The 15175-nt window shown below is 65.0% G+C and carries 14 protein-coding genes and 1 riboswitch; of the genes, 7 read left to right on the forward strand and 7 right to left on the reverse strand.

Going from position 1 to position 15175, the window contains the following annotated elements; translation table 11 throughout:
• Positions 1 to 12: 12 nt before the first annotated feature.
• Positions 13 to 1035 carry an Lrp/AsnC family transcriptional regulator gene (locus BLJ79_RS16855; RefSeq protein ID WP_071215934.1) on the reverse strand — a complete coding sequence of 341 codons (1023 nt, stop codon included), beginning with the start codon at positions 1033 to 1035 and terminating at the stop codon, positions 13 to 15.
• A gap of 146 nt (positions 1036 to 1181) precedes the next feature.
• Here BLJ79_RS16855 and BLJ79_RS16860 point away from each other — a divergent pair, with 146 nt between their 5' ends.
• Positions 1182 to 2717, forward strand: a complete 1536-nt coding sequence (locus tag BLJ79_RS16860; RefSeq protein WP_071215935.1) for an AbgT family transporter — start codon at positions 1182 to 1184, stop codon at positions 2715 to 2717.
• 48 nt (positions 2718 to 2765) lie between these two features.
• Positions 2766 to 3941, forward strand: a complete 1176-nt coding sequence (locus tag BLJ79_RS16865; protein ID WP_071215936.1) for a M20 family metallopeptidase — start codon at positions 2766 to 2768, stop codon at positions 3939 to 3941.
• A 230-nt stretch (positions 3942 to 4171) separates the two neighbouring features.
• Here BLJ79_RS16865 and BLJ79_RS16870 read toward each other — a convergent pair whose 3' ends face one another.
• From BLJ79_RS16870 to glyA, 3 genes are all read right to left on the reverse strand, one after another.
• Positions 4172 to 4777: a hypothetical protein gene (locus BLJ79_RS16870; RefSeq protein WP_071215937.1), complete on the reverse strand. Its 606-nt coding sequence runs from the start codon at positions 4775 to 4777 to the stop codon at positions 4172 to 4174.
• Between the two features lie 120 nt (positions 4778 to 4897).
• Positions 4898 to 5779 carry a bifunctional methylenetetrahydrofolate dehydrogenase/methenyltetrahydrofolate cyclohydrolase gene (locus BLJ79_RS16875; protein ID WP_071215938.1) on the reverse strand — a complete coding sequence of 294 codons (882 nt, stop codon included), beginning with the start codon at positions 5777 to 5779 and terminating at the stop codon, positions 4898 to 4900.
• Between the two features lie 82 nt (positions 5780 to 5861).
• On the reverse strand, positions 5862 to 7148 hold the full coding sequence (gene glyA, locus BLJ79_RS16880) for a serine hydroxymethyltransferase (RefSeq protein ID WP_071215939.1): 1287 nt from the start codon (positions 7146 to 7148) through the stop codon (positions 5862 to 5864).
• Positions 7149 to 7210: 62 nt separating this feature from the next.
• A riboswitch (ZMP/ZTP riboswitch) is annotated at positions 7211 to 7298 on the reverse strand.
• Between the two features lie 92 nt (positions 7299 to 7390).
• On the opposite strand from glyA, the gene BLJ79_RS16885 reads away from it, so the two are divergent.
• The 4 genes from BLJ79_RS16885 to BLJ79_RS16900 all read left to right on the forward strand — a co-directional run bounded on the left by BLJ79_RS16885 (position 7391) and on the right by BLJ79_RS16900 (position 11046).
• Positions 7391 to 8497: an NAD(P)-binding domain-containing protein gene (locus tag BLJ79_RS16885; protein WP_071215940.1), complete on the forward strand. Its 1107-nt coding sequence runs from the start codon at positions 7391 to 7393 to the stop codon at positions 8495 to 8497.
• A gap of 61 nt (positions 8498 to 8558) precedes the next feature.
• Complete coding sequence (gene purU, locus BLJ79_RS16890) at positions 8559 to 9407, forward strand: formyltetrahydrofolate deformylase (protein ID WP_071215941.1); 849 nt, start codon at positions 8559 to 8561, stop codon at positions 9405 to 9407.
• 476 nt (positions 9408 to 9883) lie between these two features.
• Complete coding sequence (locus tag BLJ79_RS16895; protein WP_139194929.1) at positions 9884 to 10246, forward strand: hypothetical protein; 363 nt, start codon at positions 9884 to 9886, stop codon at positions 10244 to 10246.
• Positions 10231 to 11046 carry an HTTM domain-containing protein gene (locus BLJ79_RS16900; RefSeq protein WP_071215943.1) on the forward strand — a complete coding sequence of 272 codons (816 nt, stop codon included), beginning with the start codon at positions 10231 to 10233 and terminating at the stop codon, positions 11044 to 11046. Before BLJ79_RS16895 ends, BLJ79_RS16900 begins: the two co-directional genes overlap by 16 nt.
• A 9-nt stretch (positions 11047 to 11055) precedes the next feature.
• Here the strand turns inward: BLJ79_RS16900 and BLJ79_RS16905 are convergent, their stop codons facing one another.
• The 3 genes from BLJ79_RS16905 to BLJ79_RS22560 form a co-directional block, all read right to left on the reverse strand.
• A complete protein-coding gene (locus BLJ79_RS16905; RefSeq protein WP_071216074.1) occupies positions 11056 to 12918 on the reverse strand; it encodes a heavy metal translocating P-type ATPase in 1863 nt (620 codons plus the stop codon).
• A gap of 267 nt (positions 12919 to 13185) precedes the next feature.
• Entirely contained in the window at positions 13186 to 13650 is a 465-nt protein-coding gene (locus BLJ79_RS16910; RefSeq protein WP_071215944.1) for an OsmC family protein, read from the reverse strand.
• A 97-nt stretch (positions 13651 to 13747) separates the two neighbouring features.
• Entirely contained in the window at positions 13748 to 14299 is a 552-nt protein-coding gene (locus tag BLJ79_RS22560; protein WP_139194930.1) for a hypothetical protein, read from the reverse strand.
• Positions 14300 to 14615: 316 nt separating this feature from the next.
• Here BLJ79_RS22560 and BLJ79_RS16920 point away from each other — a divergent pair, with 316 nt between their 5' ends.
• The gene (locus BLJ79_RS16920; protein ID WP_071215945.1) at positions 14616 to 15140 is read left to right on the forward strand and encodes a gamma carbonic anhydrase family protein; all 525 of its coding nucleotides are present in this window, start codon (positions 14616 to 14618) and stop codon (positions 15138 to 15140) included.
• The last annotated feature ends 35 nt before the right edge of the window (positions 15141 to 15175 follow it).

Below are 15175 nucleotides of genomic sequence, written 5' to 3' on the forward strand. Positions count from 1 at the left end.
TACGCCAGGGAATCAAACAAGTGGGGGTGGAGCGAACTCATTGAGTCTCTGACCGCTGCCACGGGACATCCAGAATCGCTTGGCTTCCGTCAGGAACAGGTCCACTGAAACGTCTCGAACCCCCGGCAGGGCACCGAAATCCTCATTGATGAGCTGGGCAAGATGTTCCCGGTCGCGGGCCATCCCCGTGCAGAACATGTTGTACTCCGAGGCAACCTGCGAGACAAAGCGAAGTGCTGGATGCTCCGTCAGGCGCCGGACCACCTCACCAGCCGAGTCCAATGAGGTCTTGACGCTCAGGACGAACGGAGCCTCGAATCCCAGATATGCACCGTCAATCTCAACCCGGGGAGTGAACCATTGGTGGTCCATGAAGCGCCGGATCATGCGTTGTGCGGTCGAATTCGCAATGCCGAGCTCCCGGGCCAGCCGGGATGCCGACAGTCGGCCTTCGCGCTGCAGGAGCGACAGCGCTCGTTTCTCCACCGGGTCCATCCCAGACGGCGGGATTGCCTGGGCCGAGTCTTCGGCGCCGAGTTCCCCCGCGGCCACGGCCAGAACGCGGCAGGCCTCGCGCTGCGGGTCGGTGAGGAGCTGCGGATCCCACCGAGAACCCTTCGACCCGAACGTCAAGATGGGAAGCGTCATGATCGATGAGACGCCGTCCATGCCGTAGACGGCCTGCAGCACCTCTCCGGTCTCCTGTTCGCTGGCCGCATGGATGGTGGCGAACAACGGATAGAGGCCGTAAGTGGATGCCACGTGGATGGTCTGCGGAAGTGCGGCAAGGTCATCCAAGATCCGCGCCGGGGATGCGGAGTGCGTCTGGATGCGCAGGTGCACGGGGTACGTCGTGGAATAGGTGGTCCACGACAGCTCACCAACCACACGCAAGACATTGTCTGCCACGAGCCGCGAATACCTACGGGACACCGTGCTTGCGTCAACGCTGACAACCGAGGCGACCTCGTCCCAAGAAGCCCGTGGCAACAGGTGAAGCACACCAATTATTTGTCGATCCAAGTCATCAAGCATGATGCACCCATCCTACTTGGTCCGAATAAGTCGTGTGGACAAGAGCAGTTTTCGATCATTTCTTGCATTCAAGTGTCGTTCGTGCATAATTCTTGTAATCACGTGTCTCAAAACACACTTCCCATGCGCTGACGACAGGACTGGCTATGACCACGACCATTCAGACCGAACCACGGTCTGGCTTCATCCGTGCCTCCTTCAAGGCATTCGGAGTCATCGAGCGGGTCGGCAACAAACTGCCGCACCCCTTCTGGCTCTTCTGCATCCTGGCCGGAGTCATCATCGTCCTGAGCAGCATCCTCGATGCGGCCGGCATCTCCGCAGTGAACCCGAGCACCGGCGAACCCGTCGTCGTCCGCAGTCTTCTGAGTGCCGAAGGCATGCAGACCATCCTCGGCGACGCCGTCAAGAACTTCGCAGGGTTTCCGCCGCTGGCGACCATCATGACAACCCTGCTGGGCATCGCCATCGCCGAGCGCAGCGGTCTGATCGATGCAGTGCTTCGCCAGACGGTCACCCGCATCCCCACGAAGTACGTGACGTTCAGCCTGTCAATGGCAGCCATGATCGGCCACGTGGCCGGAGATGCCGCCTACGTCACCCTCATTCCCTTGGGTGCATTGGTCTTTCGCGCCATCGGACGCAGCCCCGTTCTCGGTGCCATCGTTGCTTTCGTCTCGATCTCGGCCGGCTACGACGCGTCTCCATCGTTGACGACAACAGACGTCCTGCTGTCCTCGATCACCACCGCCGCGGCCGCCACCATCGACCCGACCGTCGTGGTTTCCCCGCTGGCCAACTACTTCTTCGGCGCATCTTCGTCGATACTCATCGCCCTGACCATCACCATCGTCGTTGAGAAGGTCCTGGCCAAGCGCTCCGACCTCGAATCCGACCCGACTGAAGCCGGGGACGTCGTCGATTTCAACGACCTGCTGGCCACGCCTGCCCAGCGCCGCGGACTTCGGTTCTCGGGCATCGCAGCCCTCACCTTCTTTGTCGTGTTGGTGGCGGCCATGATTCCACCTTCTTCCCCTTTGCGCGGCGAAGGCGGCTCACTACTCACCTCCCCGGTCATTGGCGGAATGGCCTTCGTCATCGGCCTCTTCTTCGGCATCGTCGGCTACGTCTACGGCCGAACCGCGGGGACCTACTCCAAGGCCGCCGACGTCGTGGCCGCGATGACGCACGGCATGAAGGACATGGCCCCGATCCTGGTGCTGTTCTTCGCCATTTCCCAGTTCCTCGCGTATTTCAAGTGGACCGGGATCGGTGAGGTCATAGCCATCAGTGGATCAGCTTCCCTGGAAAGGATCAATGCCCCCGGCTGGGCCATCCTCCTGGGCCTGGCCATCGTCATCGCCGTCATGAACTTCATCGTGACCAGCGGGTCGGCCATGTGGTCCCTGGCCGCACCGATCTTCATTCCCATGCTGATGCTGTTGGACATTGAGCCGGCGACCACCCAAGCGATGTACCGCATCGCCGACTCGGTGACCAACTGCGTCACCCCGATGAGCCCCTACTTCGTCATGGCCCTTGGATTCATCCAGCAATACCGCAAGTCCGCCGGCATCGGCACGCTCGCATCCTTCACCATCCCGCTGGCCATGGTCATCTGGGTCGTCTGGGTCGCGTTCTTCATGCTCTGGTACGCCCTGGGAATCCCCTTCGGGATCTAACCGCGGCACATGCACCACCAAACATCCCTCACATACCAGGAGAAGAACATGAATCCGTTGCTCCGCGCAGCACAGTCCCACCACGACACCATGATCGGGCAGATCAAGGACCTGGTCGCCGTCGAAACCTACAGTTCCGATCTCCAGGGCCTCGCCGCTGGCCTGGACCACGTGCGGGAGCTGGCTACGGCCGTACTCGGAGAGCCGGCCGAATCCATCCTCACCCCGGGCGGGGACCATGGTGACATCCTGCAGCTGACCTACCCGGGAACCGGCGGCGGGAAGGTGCTCGTGATCGGGCACTACGACACTGTCTGGCCCACCGGCACCTTCGGCGACTGGGGAATCATCGAGGGCACCGATGCCCAGGGCCGGGCCACCCTCAGCGCGCCGGGCATCTTCGACATGAAGACCGGGCTGGTCCAGGGCTTCTGGGCCCTGAAACTCGTCCGCGACGCAGGCCTGCCCCACCCGGAGGTGACCTTCCTGTTCAACGGCGACGAGGAAATCGGGTCCCTCGCTTCGCGGCCCGTCATCGAGGCCGCCGCGCTGGAGGCGGACGCCGTGTTGGTGCTGGAGCCGACGTCCGGCCAGGCGGTAAAGACCGGCCGCAAGGGCGTGGGCATCTTTGAGGTCAAGGCCACGGGAATCGAAGCCCACGCCGGACTGGACCCGAAGTCGGGTGCCAACGCCATCCATGGGCTGGCCGAATTCATCACCGCGGCAAGCCAGGTCGCCGATCTCGACAAAGGCACGAGCATCAGCACCGGTCTGGTCTCCGGAGGATCCGCAAGCAATGTTGCTGCCGGAACCGCCACGGCGGTAATCGACATCCGGGTCGAGAGCCAGGCGGAGATGGCCCGCGTCGATGCTGCCCTCGACGCGATCACCGTCAGCGACAAGCGGGTGCGCATCGAAATCGACCACTACTGGAACCGTCCACCGATGGACATGACAGAGCCGGGCCAACGGCTCTTCGACGTGGTCTCCGCCGCCGCCGTAGAGCTCGGGCACGCATTGGAGAACACTTCCGTCGGCGGAGGCAGCGATGCCAACTTCGTGTCCGCTCTCGGTGTCCCGGTCCTGTGCGGCATGGGTGCGGTCGGAGACGGCGCACATGCCCGGCACGAGTTCATCTACCCGGACGAGATTCCTTTGTTCACCGCCATCACCGCCAATTCCTTGGTGAAGCTGGCCAATGGCTGGATGGCGATAGCCGCTTAGGCAATTGGTTTCAAGGGGTCGGTGGCCGCCTGCGGCTACCGACCCCACGAAACCCACCGAGTGGCCCATATAGTCGCATCAGGGGATACCTGCACCGAGGAATCATCTACCGGATCCGAGCTTGTGTACTGGGAATGATTCTGCTTCCGGGTACGGCGAACAGGCGAATTAAACCGACCCCTGAAACATACAAAGGGCGTCAGAGGTAACGATTAAGGTCAGCGGTTACGCTAGAGAACCATTTCAATTCCCTGGCAGGAAAGGACCCAAGGCTCGGAATTGGTTTCCAGGGCGCAGTCCTCGCTCTCGACAAATGTCTCGGTCGGGAAGCTGCTGTCAGAAAGTTCCGCGTACATGAACCGAGAGTGCGGAACCCAGACGGAGGTTATGTCTCCATCGGCCACGCTTCGCTCCAGGAGCACCTGCTTGCCGTCCGGGGCGGTGACCGGATCCATCGAGCCCATTCCGGCACCCATCATGATGACCAGGCAGGCCAGAGCCCAGAACAGGAACAGCACGAGGCCCACGGCAAAGAGAAGCAACYGCACAATGACAAAGACTGCGGTGTTCCGGATACGCGCAACCGGCGGCCCGACCAGCAGCAGCAACACCGCGCCGATGGCCAATCCCCCGAGCACGAAGGCCAAGGCCGCGAATTCCCCGTCTTGCCAACCCAGGTAAAAGACCAGCCTGTTGCCCGAGGCATCGCGGAGTTCCCGGTCATACAACCAGCCGAAGACCGCGTAGCAGACCGCGGCGAACACCAGCATCCCGACGACCCACCGCATGCGCTCCGGGACGGTGCGTCGAGTGGCGGAAGCGGTGTCGGCGATCATGGAGCAATCCTACGCAAGGGACCCGGACACCGTTTCCGGAAAAACAAACGGCCCGTGTGTGGTTCCCTTCGATTGAAAGGGAACCGCACACGGGCCGTTGCCGTTCTGTGGCGGACCTGGTTACAGTCCGGCCGCGCGCTCCGCGGACTCGACCACGTTGGCCAGCAACATGGCACGGGTCATCGGACCCACGCCGCCCGGGTTCGGGGAGATCCAGGAGGCCACCTCGTAGGCCGCCGGCTCCACGTCACCGGTGACAACGGCCTTGCCATTCTCGTCGTTGACGCGCGAGACGCCCACGTCCAGCACGATCGCGCCGGGCTTTAGGTCCTTGGCCTTGATCATGTGCGGCACCCCCGCTGCGGCAACCACCACGTCTGCCTCGGCGAGGTGCTTGGCCAGGTCCTTGGTGCCGGTGTGCGCCAGGGTGACCGTCGCGTTGATGTCGCGGCGGGTCAGCAGCAGCCCGATCGGGCGGCCAATGGTCACCCCGCGGCCCACGACCAACACGTTCTTGCCGTTGAGGTCGATGCCGTGGCGCTCCAGGAGCACCACGCAGCCCTTGGGCGTGCAGGGAAGCGGCGAGGTCATCGGGCGGTTGACATTGGCGACCAGGCGGCCAAGGTTCATCGGGTGCAGGCCGTCGGCGTCCTTGGCCGGGTCCACGGCCTCGAGGATGACGTCCTGGTCGATGTGCTTGGGCAGCGGCAGCTGGACGATGTAGCCGGTGCATTCCGGGTTCTCGTTCAATTCGCGGACCTTGGCCAGCAGGTCTTCCTGGGTGGTGTCCTCCGGCAAGTCCACGCGGATCGACTTGATGCCGACCTCCGCGCAGTCCTTGTGCTTGCCGCCGACGTACCAGGTGGATCCGGGGTCGGATCCGACCAGGATGGTGCCGAGGCCGGGGGTGACGCCGCGTGTCGCCAGGGCGGCGACGCGTTCGGTCAGTTCGGCCTTGATGGCCTTTGCGGTTGCCTTGCCGTCAAGGATCTGTGCAGTCATGGGTGGTGGTGCTCCGTTCAGGAAAGAGGTTGCGGGCGCGCGCTGTAGCGGCGGCCGTGCCGAGTTGGGGGCCAGTGGCCGATTACCAGTCTTCGAGGCCTTCGTAGAGCGGGAAGGCCTTGGCCAGGGTGTCCACGCGTGCAGCCAGGGCGGCCTTGTCGGCGCTTTGCCCGTCGCGCAGCGCGACACCGATAATGTCGGCGACCTCGGTGAAGGCCCCTGCATCGAAGCCGCGGGTGGCCAGTGCCGGGGTGCCGATGCGCAGGCCCGAGGTGGTCATCGGCGGGCGCGGGTCGAAGGGCACCGAGTTGCGGTTCACGGTGATCCCGATTTCGTGCAGCAGGTCTTCGGCCTGCTTGCCGTCGAGCTCCGAGTTGCGCAGGTCCACCAGGACCAGGTGCACGTCGGTGCCGCCGGTGAGCACCGAGACGCCGGCCGCGGTGACATCCTCGGCGGTCAGGCGCTCGGCCAGGATCTTGGCACCCTCGAGGGTGAGGACCTGGCGTTCCTTGAATTCCTCGCCGGCGGCGATCTTGAAGGCCACGGCCTTGCCGGCGATCGCGTGCATCAGCGGTCCGCCCTGGTGGCCGGGGAAGACGTTGGAGTTGATCTTCTTGGCCAAATCCGGATCGTTGGTCAGGATCAGTCCCGAGCGCGGGCCGGCAAGGGTCTTGTGCACGGTGGAGGTGACCACGTCGGCGTACGGGACCGGGTTCGGGTGCAGTCCGGCTGCGACCAGTCCGGCGAAGTGGGCCATGTCGACCCAGAGTTTGGCACCGACCGCGTCGGCGATGGCGCGGAATTCGGCGAAGTCGAGCTGGCGCGGGTAGGCGGACCAGCCGGCGATGATGACCTGCGGCTTCTCGGCAATGGCCTGGGCACGGAGCTTGACCATGTCCACGCGGAAGGTTTCCGGATCGACCTCGTAGGCAGCAACCTTGTAGAGCTTCCCGGAGAAGTTCAGCTTCATGCCGTGGGTCAGGTGTCCGCCGTGGGCCAGGGACAGGCCCAGGATCTTGTCGCCCGGTTCGATCATGGCCGAGAGGGCCGCGGCGTTGGCCGAGGCGCCGGAGTGCGGCTGGACGTTGGCGAACTTGGAGCCAAAGAGGGTATTTACGCGCTCGATGGCCAGGTTCTCGGCCACGTCCACGTGCTCGCAGCCGCCGTAGTAGCGGCGGCCCGGGTAGCCCTCGGCGTACTTGTTGGTCAGGACCGAACCCTGGGCCTCAAGGACGGCGCGCGGGGCGAAGTTCTCGGAGGCGATCATTTCCAGGGTGTCGCGCTGGCGGCCCAGCTCAAGCCTGAGGACTTCGGCGATTTCCGGATCGAGCTCTGCGAGGGACTGGTTGGTCACGGGATTCTTGCTCATGATGTTGAACTCCAGTGGGTGAGGGTTGGTCTTCGGGCAGGTACACATTGCGAAACATTCAACCCCCGGACCCAGGCGCGCGGTCCGTGGTTAGCTCATGTGCCGTTCCCCGGTGGTTCACCCCACCCAACGCCAGTCGCGACACCCTTCGATATTAGTCGGAATAGGACCATGTTTGGGACTGTTACACGCTAAGAACGTTGAATCTTCAACTGATATGTCCTTGAAGGAGGGACCCGGGAATGCGGTCCATGAGCAGGAAAATAAGCACGGTCGTCATCGGTGCCGGGCAGGCAGGCCTCTCGGCGGCCCACCATTTGCGGCGCAAGGGCCTTGTTCCCCATGAGGACTTCGTGGTGCTGGACGCCAACGACGGCCCGGGCGGGGCATGGCGCCACCGCTGGGATTCATTGACTTTTGACCGTGCCCACGGGCTGCATTCGCTTCCCGGCATGGACCTTGCAACCCCCGATCCCCGCGAGCCGGCCTCGGCAGTGGTTGCCCGGTACTACGGGGCCTACGAATTGGCCTTTGCCCTGCCGGTGGTCCGTCCGTTCAAGGTGCGCAACGTCACGGGTTCCCTCGAGGACGGATTCACGATCACTGCCACCGACGGACGCGCCATTCGCGCGGCCACGGTGATCAATGCCACCGGAACCTGGGACAAGCCGTATTGGCCGTATTACCCCGGGCAACGCGAATTCACCGGCCGCCAGCTGCACACCCGCAATTTCACGGCACCGGAGGAGTTCCTGGGACAACGCGTGCTGGTGGTGGGCGGGGGAACCAGCGCCGCCCAGTTCCTGCTGCAGCTTTCCACGCTGGGCATCGACACCCTATGGTCCACCCGGCGAGCGCCGCAGTGGAGGGAAGCGCCACAGAACAAGGCGTGGGGCATCGAGGTTGAGAACAACGTCAATGCCCGTACCCGTTCCGGCTTGCCGCCGTTGTCCGTGGTCTCGGTAACGGGCCTCCCCCTGACCGACTTCTACCAGGCGGGCATCGATTCCGGGGTGTTGGTCTCCCGCGGTGCGATCAACTCGCTCTCTGCCCGCTCGGTCACCTTCTCCGACGGCAGCACCGAGGAGATCGACGTGATCCTGTGGGCCACCGGGTTCCGGGCTTCCCTTGACCACCTGGCGCCGCTGGGCCTGCGCGAACCCGGCGGCGGGATCCTCATGGGCGAGGATTCGGTGTCTGTCCCCAAGGTCCCGGGCCTGTTCCTGGTCGGGTACGGCGCCTCGGCGTCCACCATCGGGGCGACCCGGGCCGGGCGGGCCGCAGCGGTTGCCGCCGGCAGGCTCCAGGAAGCTGCGGCCGCCGATACCGCCACCGCCGATTCCCGATAGTTGCGTCCGCATTCCCTTCACCGGATTCAGCCACGGCGATACCTGCATGTAGCGTGAATACGTGACCACCAACGAATTCATTGTCTCCCTGTCTTGTCCCGACCGTCCGGGCATCGTCCACGCCGTTTCAGGAGCCTTGCTGAGCGCGGGTTGCAACATCACCGAGTCGCAGCAATTCGAAAGCCCCGAGACCCACAACTTCTTCATGCGCATCGCCGTGGCCACGGCCCAGGACATTGACGCTGTGCGCAACGCGCTGGGTCCGGTTCGCGAAGAATTCGGCATGGAACTGGGCATCACCGCGGCCGGGTCCCGGGTGAGGACCTTGATCATGGTGTCCAAGGAAGGCCACGCGCTCAACGACCTGCTCTTTGCCCAGCGTGCCGGAACCCTGCCGGTGGAGATCCCGGTCATCGTATCCAACCACCTTGATCTGAAGCCCATGGCCGACTTCCATGGCATCGAATTCATCCACATCCCGGTCACCGCAGAGACCAAGGCCCATGCCGAGGCACAGTTGCTGGCGCTGGTGGACGAGCACAACATCGAGCTGGTGGTGCTGGCCCGCTACATGCAGATCCTCTCGGACGACTTGTGCCGCGCCTTGAGCGGACGGGCCATCAACATCCACCACTCGTTCCTTCCCTCCTTCAAGGGGGCCAAGCCCTACCACCAGGCCCACGCCCGCGGCGTGAAGCTGATTGGTGCGACCGCCCACTACGTGACCGCGGATCTGGATGAAGGCCCGATCATCGAGCAGGAGGTCATCCGGGTGGACCATGCCCGCACTGCCGGACAGTTCGTGGCCATGGGTCGCGACGTGGAGGGACGCACGCTCACCCGTGCCGTGGCCTGGCATGCCGAGCGCCGGGTCATGCTCGACGGCTACCGCACCGTGGTGTTCTCCTAGCGAACAGGGTTCCTCCAAGAGTTATGGGCCTGCAGCAGGATTTCTTCCTGCTGCAGGCCCATACTCTTGCAGCATCGGGGGGACTGTGCCGGCTTTCGAAGACTCCACAAATCTCTGGGGCACCTGGCCCCGTCAAATACGACAGTCCCAGGGCCAGGAGACATTCGGGGACAAAGCGCCGATGACTCTCGGCTGGATTGCGGCCTGCTGCTTTTTGGATGTCATTCAAGTCCTTGGAGCTTGCAGTAACCGGCGGGGTGGCCAACGACGTCCTGCACCTGATACTCCCCAAACGGCCGCCGGCAACCTTCTGGAAATTGCACGGACCCATCCAATCAAACGGATTCGGGTGAACTTCCCCAAGGCCCTGACAGAACCGTGCAGCTGCCGCTAGACTCCGAAGCATGACATTGGGGGATGTTGGGGGAAAACACGCAAGCACGCACCGTGGCGACAATGGCGGTCCGGATCAGGCCATGGCCGGTGCCGCGCCGCCATCGCGGGCGAGGAAGATGCTGCGTGCCGCAACTGTCGCCGCAGCAACCGGCCTGATGGTATTGGTCCCCCTGCTGGCCATCGGGGGCACGGAACAGGCACAGCGTTTCGGCTGGCACATGTACGCCCGATATGTTTCCCTTCCAACCATCGAGGTTCTCACCACCAACGGGGCAACCGAAGACGTGCCCATGGGTGAAATCGTGTCCGGGCTTCGGATCGAGATCGACTACTTCGCACCAGTCGCGGATTTCCTCTGCCGTACACGCGACGACGTGGTCTCCGTGCGGATGTCCAGCGAAACCCCGCATCGCGAGGAGGAATTCCCATGTCCCGGATCATGAGCGGCACCATCGACGCCCGTCCGCTGGCCATCGGCCGAATCCTTGTGGGGCTCGCCTCCCTGATCGTGGCCACCGAATGGTTCGTGGTCCTGGCCTTGGTCGCCGGCGGGGAGCGGCTGGCCATGCCGTATTTCGAACAGCTGCCCCGGATCGGGGAACAGGCGGTGCTGGGTATGTTCGCCGTGGCCCTGGTCGCCGGCCTTGGCGCGGTGCTGGGCATTGCCGGGCGGCTGCCGATGATCCTGGTCTGTGCCACCTCGGTGGCTGCACTGGGCGCGGATCAGCAGGCCTTCAGCAACCACTTGGTATTGCAGGCGGCATTGGCCTTCTGTCTGTCCTGCAGCGGGGCACACAAGACGCTTCGGCCCGGTGCCTGGAACAGGGTGCTGCAGGTTCCCTACTGGCCGGCATTTCTGCTCAAGGTGCAGATCACGACGGTTTACGCGTTCACCGCCGTTTCCAAGTTGAACGAGCAGTACCTCTCCGGTGAGGTCATCGGACACCACCTGCGCGAGTGGGTCCCGGTGCCAGTGAGCCTGCTGCCCGCCCTGGCCATCGGGAGTGTCTGCGCGGAACTCTTTCTCTCGGTGGCTCTGTGGATCCCCAAACTGCGCCCGGTCGCTTTTCTGGTCGGGGCTTGCCTGCATCTGGGCATCGTGTTGATGCTCAACACGGCGCTGCCGCTGGTCGCCTTCGCGCTGATGATGATGGCCGGCTACGCGCCCTTTGTCCATGACGCGCTGCTGGCACGCCGGGCCGGGCAGGGAATCCGCACAAGACTTCCCGTGGCTTCCGTGTAGCGGCCAGGTTCAGCGCACCACTGTCGATCCAGCGGGTGCCGGCCGGCTCACCGGGGCTTTCTTCTTCCGTCCGCCCTTCAGGGCACGCAGAGCGGACAGGATCGCGACCAGGTCCACGACCTCCTGGCTCAGCGCCCCCGCCACCGCCGGCAGCACCCCGGTGGCGGCCACCAGCATCAGCACCACGGAGAAGACGATGCCCAGCCAGATGGACTGCACTGCGATGCGCAGGGTGTCCTTGCCGATCCGCACCGCGTGCGCCACTTGGGAGATGTTCTCGGTCATGATGACCACGTCGGCGCTTTGTGAGGCGGCGGTCGAGCCGCGAGCCCCCATGGCCACGCCCACATCTGCCGCGGCCAGCACCGGGGCGTCGTTGACCCCGTCACCGACCATCATCACCGGGCGGTGCTCCAGCTTGCGCACGTGCACGACCTTGTCCTCGGGCAGGCACTCGGCGTACACCGTGTCCAGGCCGATCTCCGCGGCGATGTGGTCGGCTGTGGCCTGCTGGTCGCCGGTGAGCATGAGCATTTCCTTCACGCCCAATGCGCGCAGCCGCTCCAGCGTCGCTCCTGCGTCTTCGCGCAGCTCGTCGGCCAGCAGCAGCACCCCGGCAAAGACGCCATCCACCGCAACGTAGACGGAGGACTCCCCCGGACCCAGCTCCCGGCGCACCACCCCGGCGGCCAGCGACGCCACCCAGGCCGGCTTGCCCACCAGCACCCGGCGCCCGCCCACCAGGGCGCTGACTCCATGGGTCGCTTCCTCGCTGACATCCTGCACCTCGGCGATCGGCAGCGCGCGCTTCCCGGCGGCGGCCACGATCGAGGCGGCCAGCACGTGCGAGGAGTACTGCTCAGCGGCGGCCACCAGGCCCAGGAGCTCATCGGCACCGAACCCTTCCACCGGCTTGACGCCGCGCAGTTCCGGGGTGCCCCGGGTCAGCGTCCCGGTCTTGTCGAAGGCCACGGATTGCACCGCGGCAAGCTTTTCCAGGGTGCCGCCGTCCTTGACGATGATTCCTCCCTTGGCCGCGCGACTCATCCCTCCCATGAAGGCCACCGGTGCGGCAATCAGCAACGGGCAGGGCGTGGCGACCACGAGCACCTCGGCAAAACGCACCGGGTCCCCGCTGGCCCACCACGCCGCACCGGCAATGACGTAGGCCAGCAGCGTGAACGGGACAGCATAGCGGTCGGCCAGGCGCACCATCGGCGCCCGAGAGCTTGAGGCTTCCTGGACCAGTTCGACAATGCGCGAGTACTGCGAGTCGGCGGCACCTGCAGAGGCCCGCATGCTGATGGCGCGGTTCCCGTTCACGGAACCGGACATCRGCCGTTCCCCCGCGAGCTTTTGCACCGGCAGCGATTCACCGGTCAACGAGGACTCGTCGAAGTCGGCCTCGCCATCAAGCAGCACCCCATCCACCGGCAACACTTCCCCGGGCCGCACCAGCAGCACGTCCCCCGCGGTCACCGCCTCCACCAGCACCTCGGTGAGGTTCCCGGCGGCGTCCATGAGCCGGGTCCGGGTTGGCACCCGGTCCATGAGCTCGGAAAGCGATTGGGTGGCGCGGACCTGGGCATGGTCTTCCAAGGCCTCGCCCCCGGAGACCATCAGGCAGATGATCAGTGCCGCGACCCATTCCCCCACGAACACCGTGGCCAGGATGGCGGTGAACGCCAGGATGTCAATGCCCCAGTGCCCCCGGGCAATATCCTTCACCATGCCCCAGCCCAGCTGCAGCGCGACCCCCAGGGCAAAGATGCCCGCGATCCAGCGCGCGGCCTCGCCCATCCCGAACGGAAGCAACAGCAGCGTGCCGGCCAGCACCACGAGTGTTGCCACCACCAGCGGATAACGTTTCATCAGGCCCACGGGTCAATCTCACCTTTGTATGTAGACAGGGGAAATGTTCCCCACCACCATCCTCGACGGTTTAGGGGTTCCTTGCCAGCGTGGACAGGCTCACCTTCCTACGGCGCACCCCACCCCAAGGGGACGGAAAGGGGCAAACACGGGCAGCGCATCAGGCACTGTCCGCCACGAACCGGCAGGCACGGCGGGGCACCCGATGCGGCCTCGGGTTGCCGGACAGCGACGCACCGGGCTGGGTGCTGTCCGCTGGTGGTGCCCCTACGGCTGTCCTGGCTGCCCGTTGTCCCCGAGCCCCACGTGGACCTCGTTCGTGACGGCAGTGCCGCGTTCCACCGTCCGTGACACCGTGCAGTACTTCTCGTGCGAGAGGTCCACCAGGCGTTCGACCATGCCCGCGGCCTTCTGGCCTTCGGTCGTGTCGGGGAATTCCACGTTGAAGGACAGGTGCAGCCCGTCCAACCGACTGGCGCCGTCCTGAACCACCTTGCGGCCGGTGGCCGCCACCTTGAATGACGTGGGCTCTGCGCTGCGGGCGGTGACGGTGTCCACGTCGATCGACGAACAGCCGGCGATCGCCGCCAACAGCAACTCCACCGGGCTAAGCAGCCCTTCGCCGTGGCCGAATTCGATTTCCGCACCCGCGGCATTGCGCACGGTGTAACGGCCGGTTGCCGTGCGGGTCAGCTCGACGGAACGCAGCATGGGATCTTCGTTTTCGCTCATGGGTTCATCATGCCACCGGCGAACCGGGCGATTCCGCACGCGACAGGCGGGGCGTGGTGTACAACGTTCCGCCTGGACGAGCAGGCATCCGCCCCGGCTAGCTTTCGGTGGCCCACTGTTCGTGCTCGTCCAGGTGGTGACGCTCGCTGGCATCCGGTTGGGTCCCGGAAGCGGCCAGTTCTTCCATGCGCGCCATCAGGTCCACCGCGACCGTCCAGGTTTCCAGCGTGGAGGGCGGATTGACGCCGGCCGCCCGGGCAATCTTGTTGCGCCACTTGTTGGTGAAGCCCAGGACCTGCTCGCCGGTGATGTTGCGGTCCCAGAGCCAGCGGGCCAGCTGCCTGGCCTTGGCCAGCCTGTTGGCCTCGGCGTGTGCACCATGTCGGAAGGGATCGACGGCGGGCTTGGCGGCGGTCGGGGCGGGTTCAGCCGGTTCAGGTTCAGCCACCACGGGCTCGGCCACTGCGGAATCCACCGGCGCCAACTCGACCGTCTCAGGTGCGAGGTCCGGGAGACCCACCGCCACGATTTCGGCGCCGGTTTCGATGGTGCGGACCGCGCCTTGGATGATTCCCTCCAACCGCTCGCGGACCTGGGGCGGGATGCCCTGCGACTGCCCCTCGAGGGTGCGCCGGAGTTCTGCGACCATCCGCTCGTAAACCTCAACCTTGTGCTGCGGCCACATTGTCCCGGCTGCTCCTGTTCTGCTGTGTCCGATCCCCATGAAATACCCTGCAGTCCCATGGTGCGGAGCCAAGCATCAACACTATCTGCTTGCCCCGTGAAGTGGCCACCACGCACCGGTCCCGCGCATCCGCCCGACCGGGCACGGCCCTCCGGTTACCGGCCGGGCAGGCTCCCTGGGCCCATGGCCCCGGCACGGTCTCCCCGGTCCCGCATACGCCATCGACAACGTCGTGTCGCGCAACCAAAGCACCCGCAGGGCACCGGCTAGAGTGGGTGCCATGGCCCACATCATCACCATTGATTCAGTAACCCCGTCCGTCGATCCCACCGCTTTCGTGGCACCAACCGCAACGCTTTCCGGGGACGTGTCCCTGGGTGCAAATGTCAGCGCCTTCTATGGCGTCTCGGCCCGCGGGGACTCCGACACCATCACCGTCAAGGAGGGCACCAACCTCCAGGACAACGTGGTGCTGCACGCCGACACAGGATTCCCCTGCACCATCGGCGAGCGCGTTTCGGTGGGTCACTCGGCCGTGGTCCACGGGGCCACCGTGGGCAACGACTGCCTCATCGGCATGAGCGCGACCATCATGAACGGTGCGGTCATCGGGGAGAACTCCCTGGTTGCCGCCGGTGCCCTGGTGCTCGAGGGCACCCAGGTACCGCCGCGCTCGCTGGTTGCCGGGGTTCCGGCCAAGGTGCGCCGCGAGCTCAGCGACGAGGAAGTCGAATCCCTGAAGGAAAACGCCGCCCACTACCTGGTGCTGGCGGCCAAGCACCGTGAGGCAAACGCCGCACGTTAGGTCCACCCACCCAGCCCAATACTGCATAGGGAGCA

The organism is Arthrobacter sp. UCD-GKA (assembly GCF_001863355.1).
GTDB lineage: Bacteria > Actinomycetota > Actinomycetes > Actinomycetales > Micrococcaceae > Paeniglutamicibacter.

Coding starts and splice junctions, on each gene's coding strand:
- BLJ79_RS16855 (WP_071215934.1), bottom strand. CDS start 1,035: ATGCTTGATGACTTGGATCGACAAATAATTGGTGTGCTTCACCTGTTG.
- BLJ79_RS16860 (WP_071215935.1), top strand. CDS start 1,182: ATGACCACGACCATTCAGACCGAACCACGGTCTGGCTTCATCCGTGCC.
- BLJ79_RS16865 (WP_071215936.1), top strand. CDS start 2,766: ATGAATCCGTTGCTCCGCGCAGCACAGTCCCACCACGACACCATGATC.
- BLJ79_RS16875 (WP_071215938.1), bottom strand. CDS start 5,779: ATGACTGCACAGATCCTTGACGGCAAGGCAACCGCAAAGGCCATCAAG.
- glyA (WP_071215939.1), bottom strand. CDS start 7,148: ATGAGCAAGAATCCCGTGACCAACCAGTCCCTCGCAGAGCTCGATCCG.
- BLJ79_RS16885 (WP_071215940.1), top strand. CDS start 7,391: ATGCGGTCCATGAGCAGGAAAATAAGCACGGTCGTCATCGGTGCCGGG.
- BLJ79_RS16895 (WP_139194929.1), top strand. CDS start 9,884: ATGGCCGGTGCCGCGCCGCCATCGCGGGCGAGGAAGATGCTGCGTGCC.
- BLJ79_RS16900 (WP_071215943.1), top strand. CDS start 10,231: ATGTCCCGGATCATGAGCGGCACCATCGACGCCCGTCCGCTGGCCATC.
- BLJ79_RS16910 (WP_071215944.1), bottom strand. CDS start 13,650: ATGAGCGAAAACGAAGATCCCATGCTGCGTTCCGTCGAGCTGACCCGC.
- BLJ79_RS22560 (WP_139194930.1), bottom strand. CDS start 14,299: ATGGTCGCAGAACTCCGGCGCACCCTCGAGGGGCAGTCGCAGGGCATC.
- BLJ79_RS16920 (WP_071215945.1), top strand. CDS start 14,616: ATGGCCCACATCATCACCATTGATTCAGTAACCCCGTCCGTCGATCCC.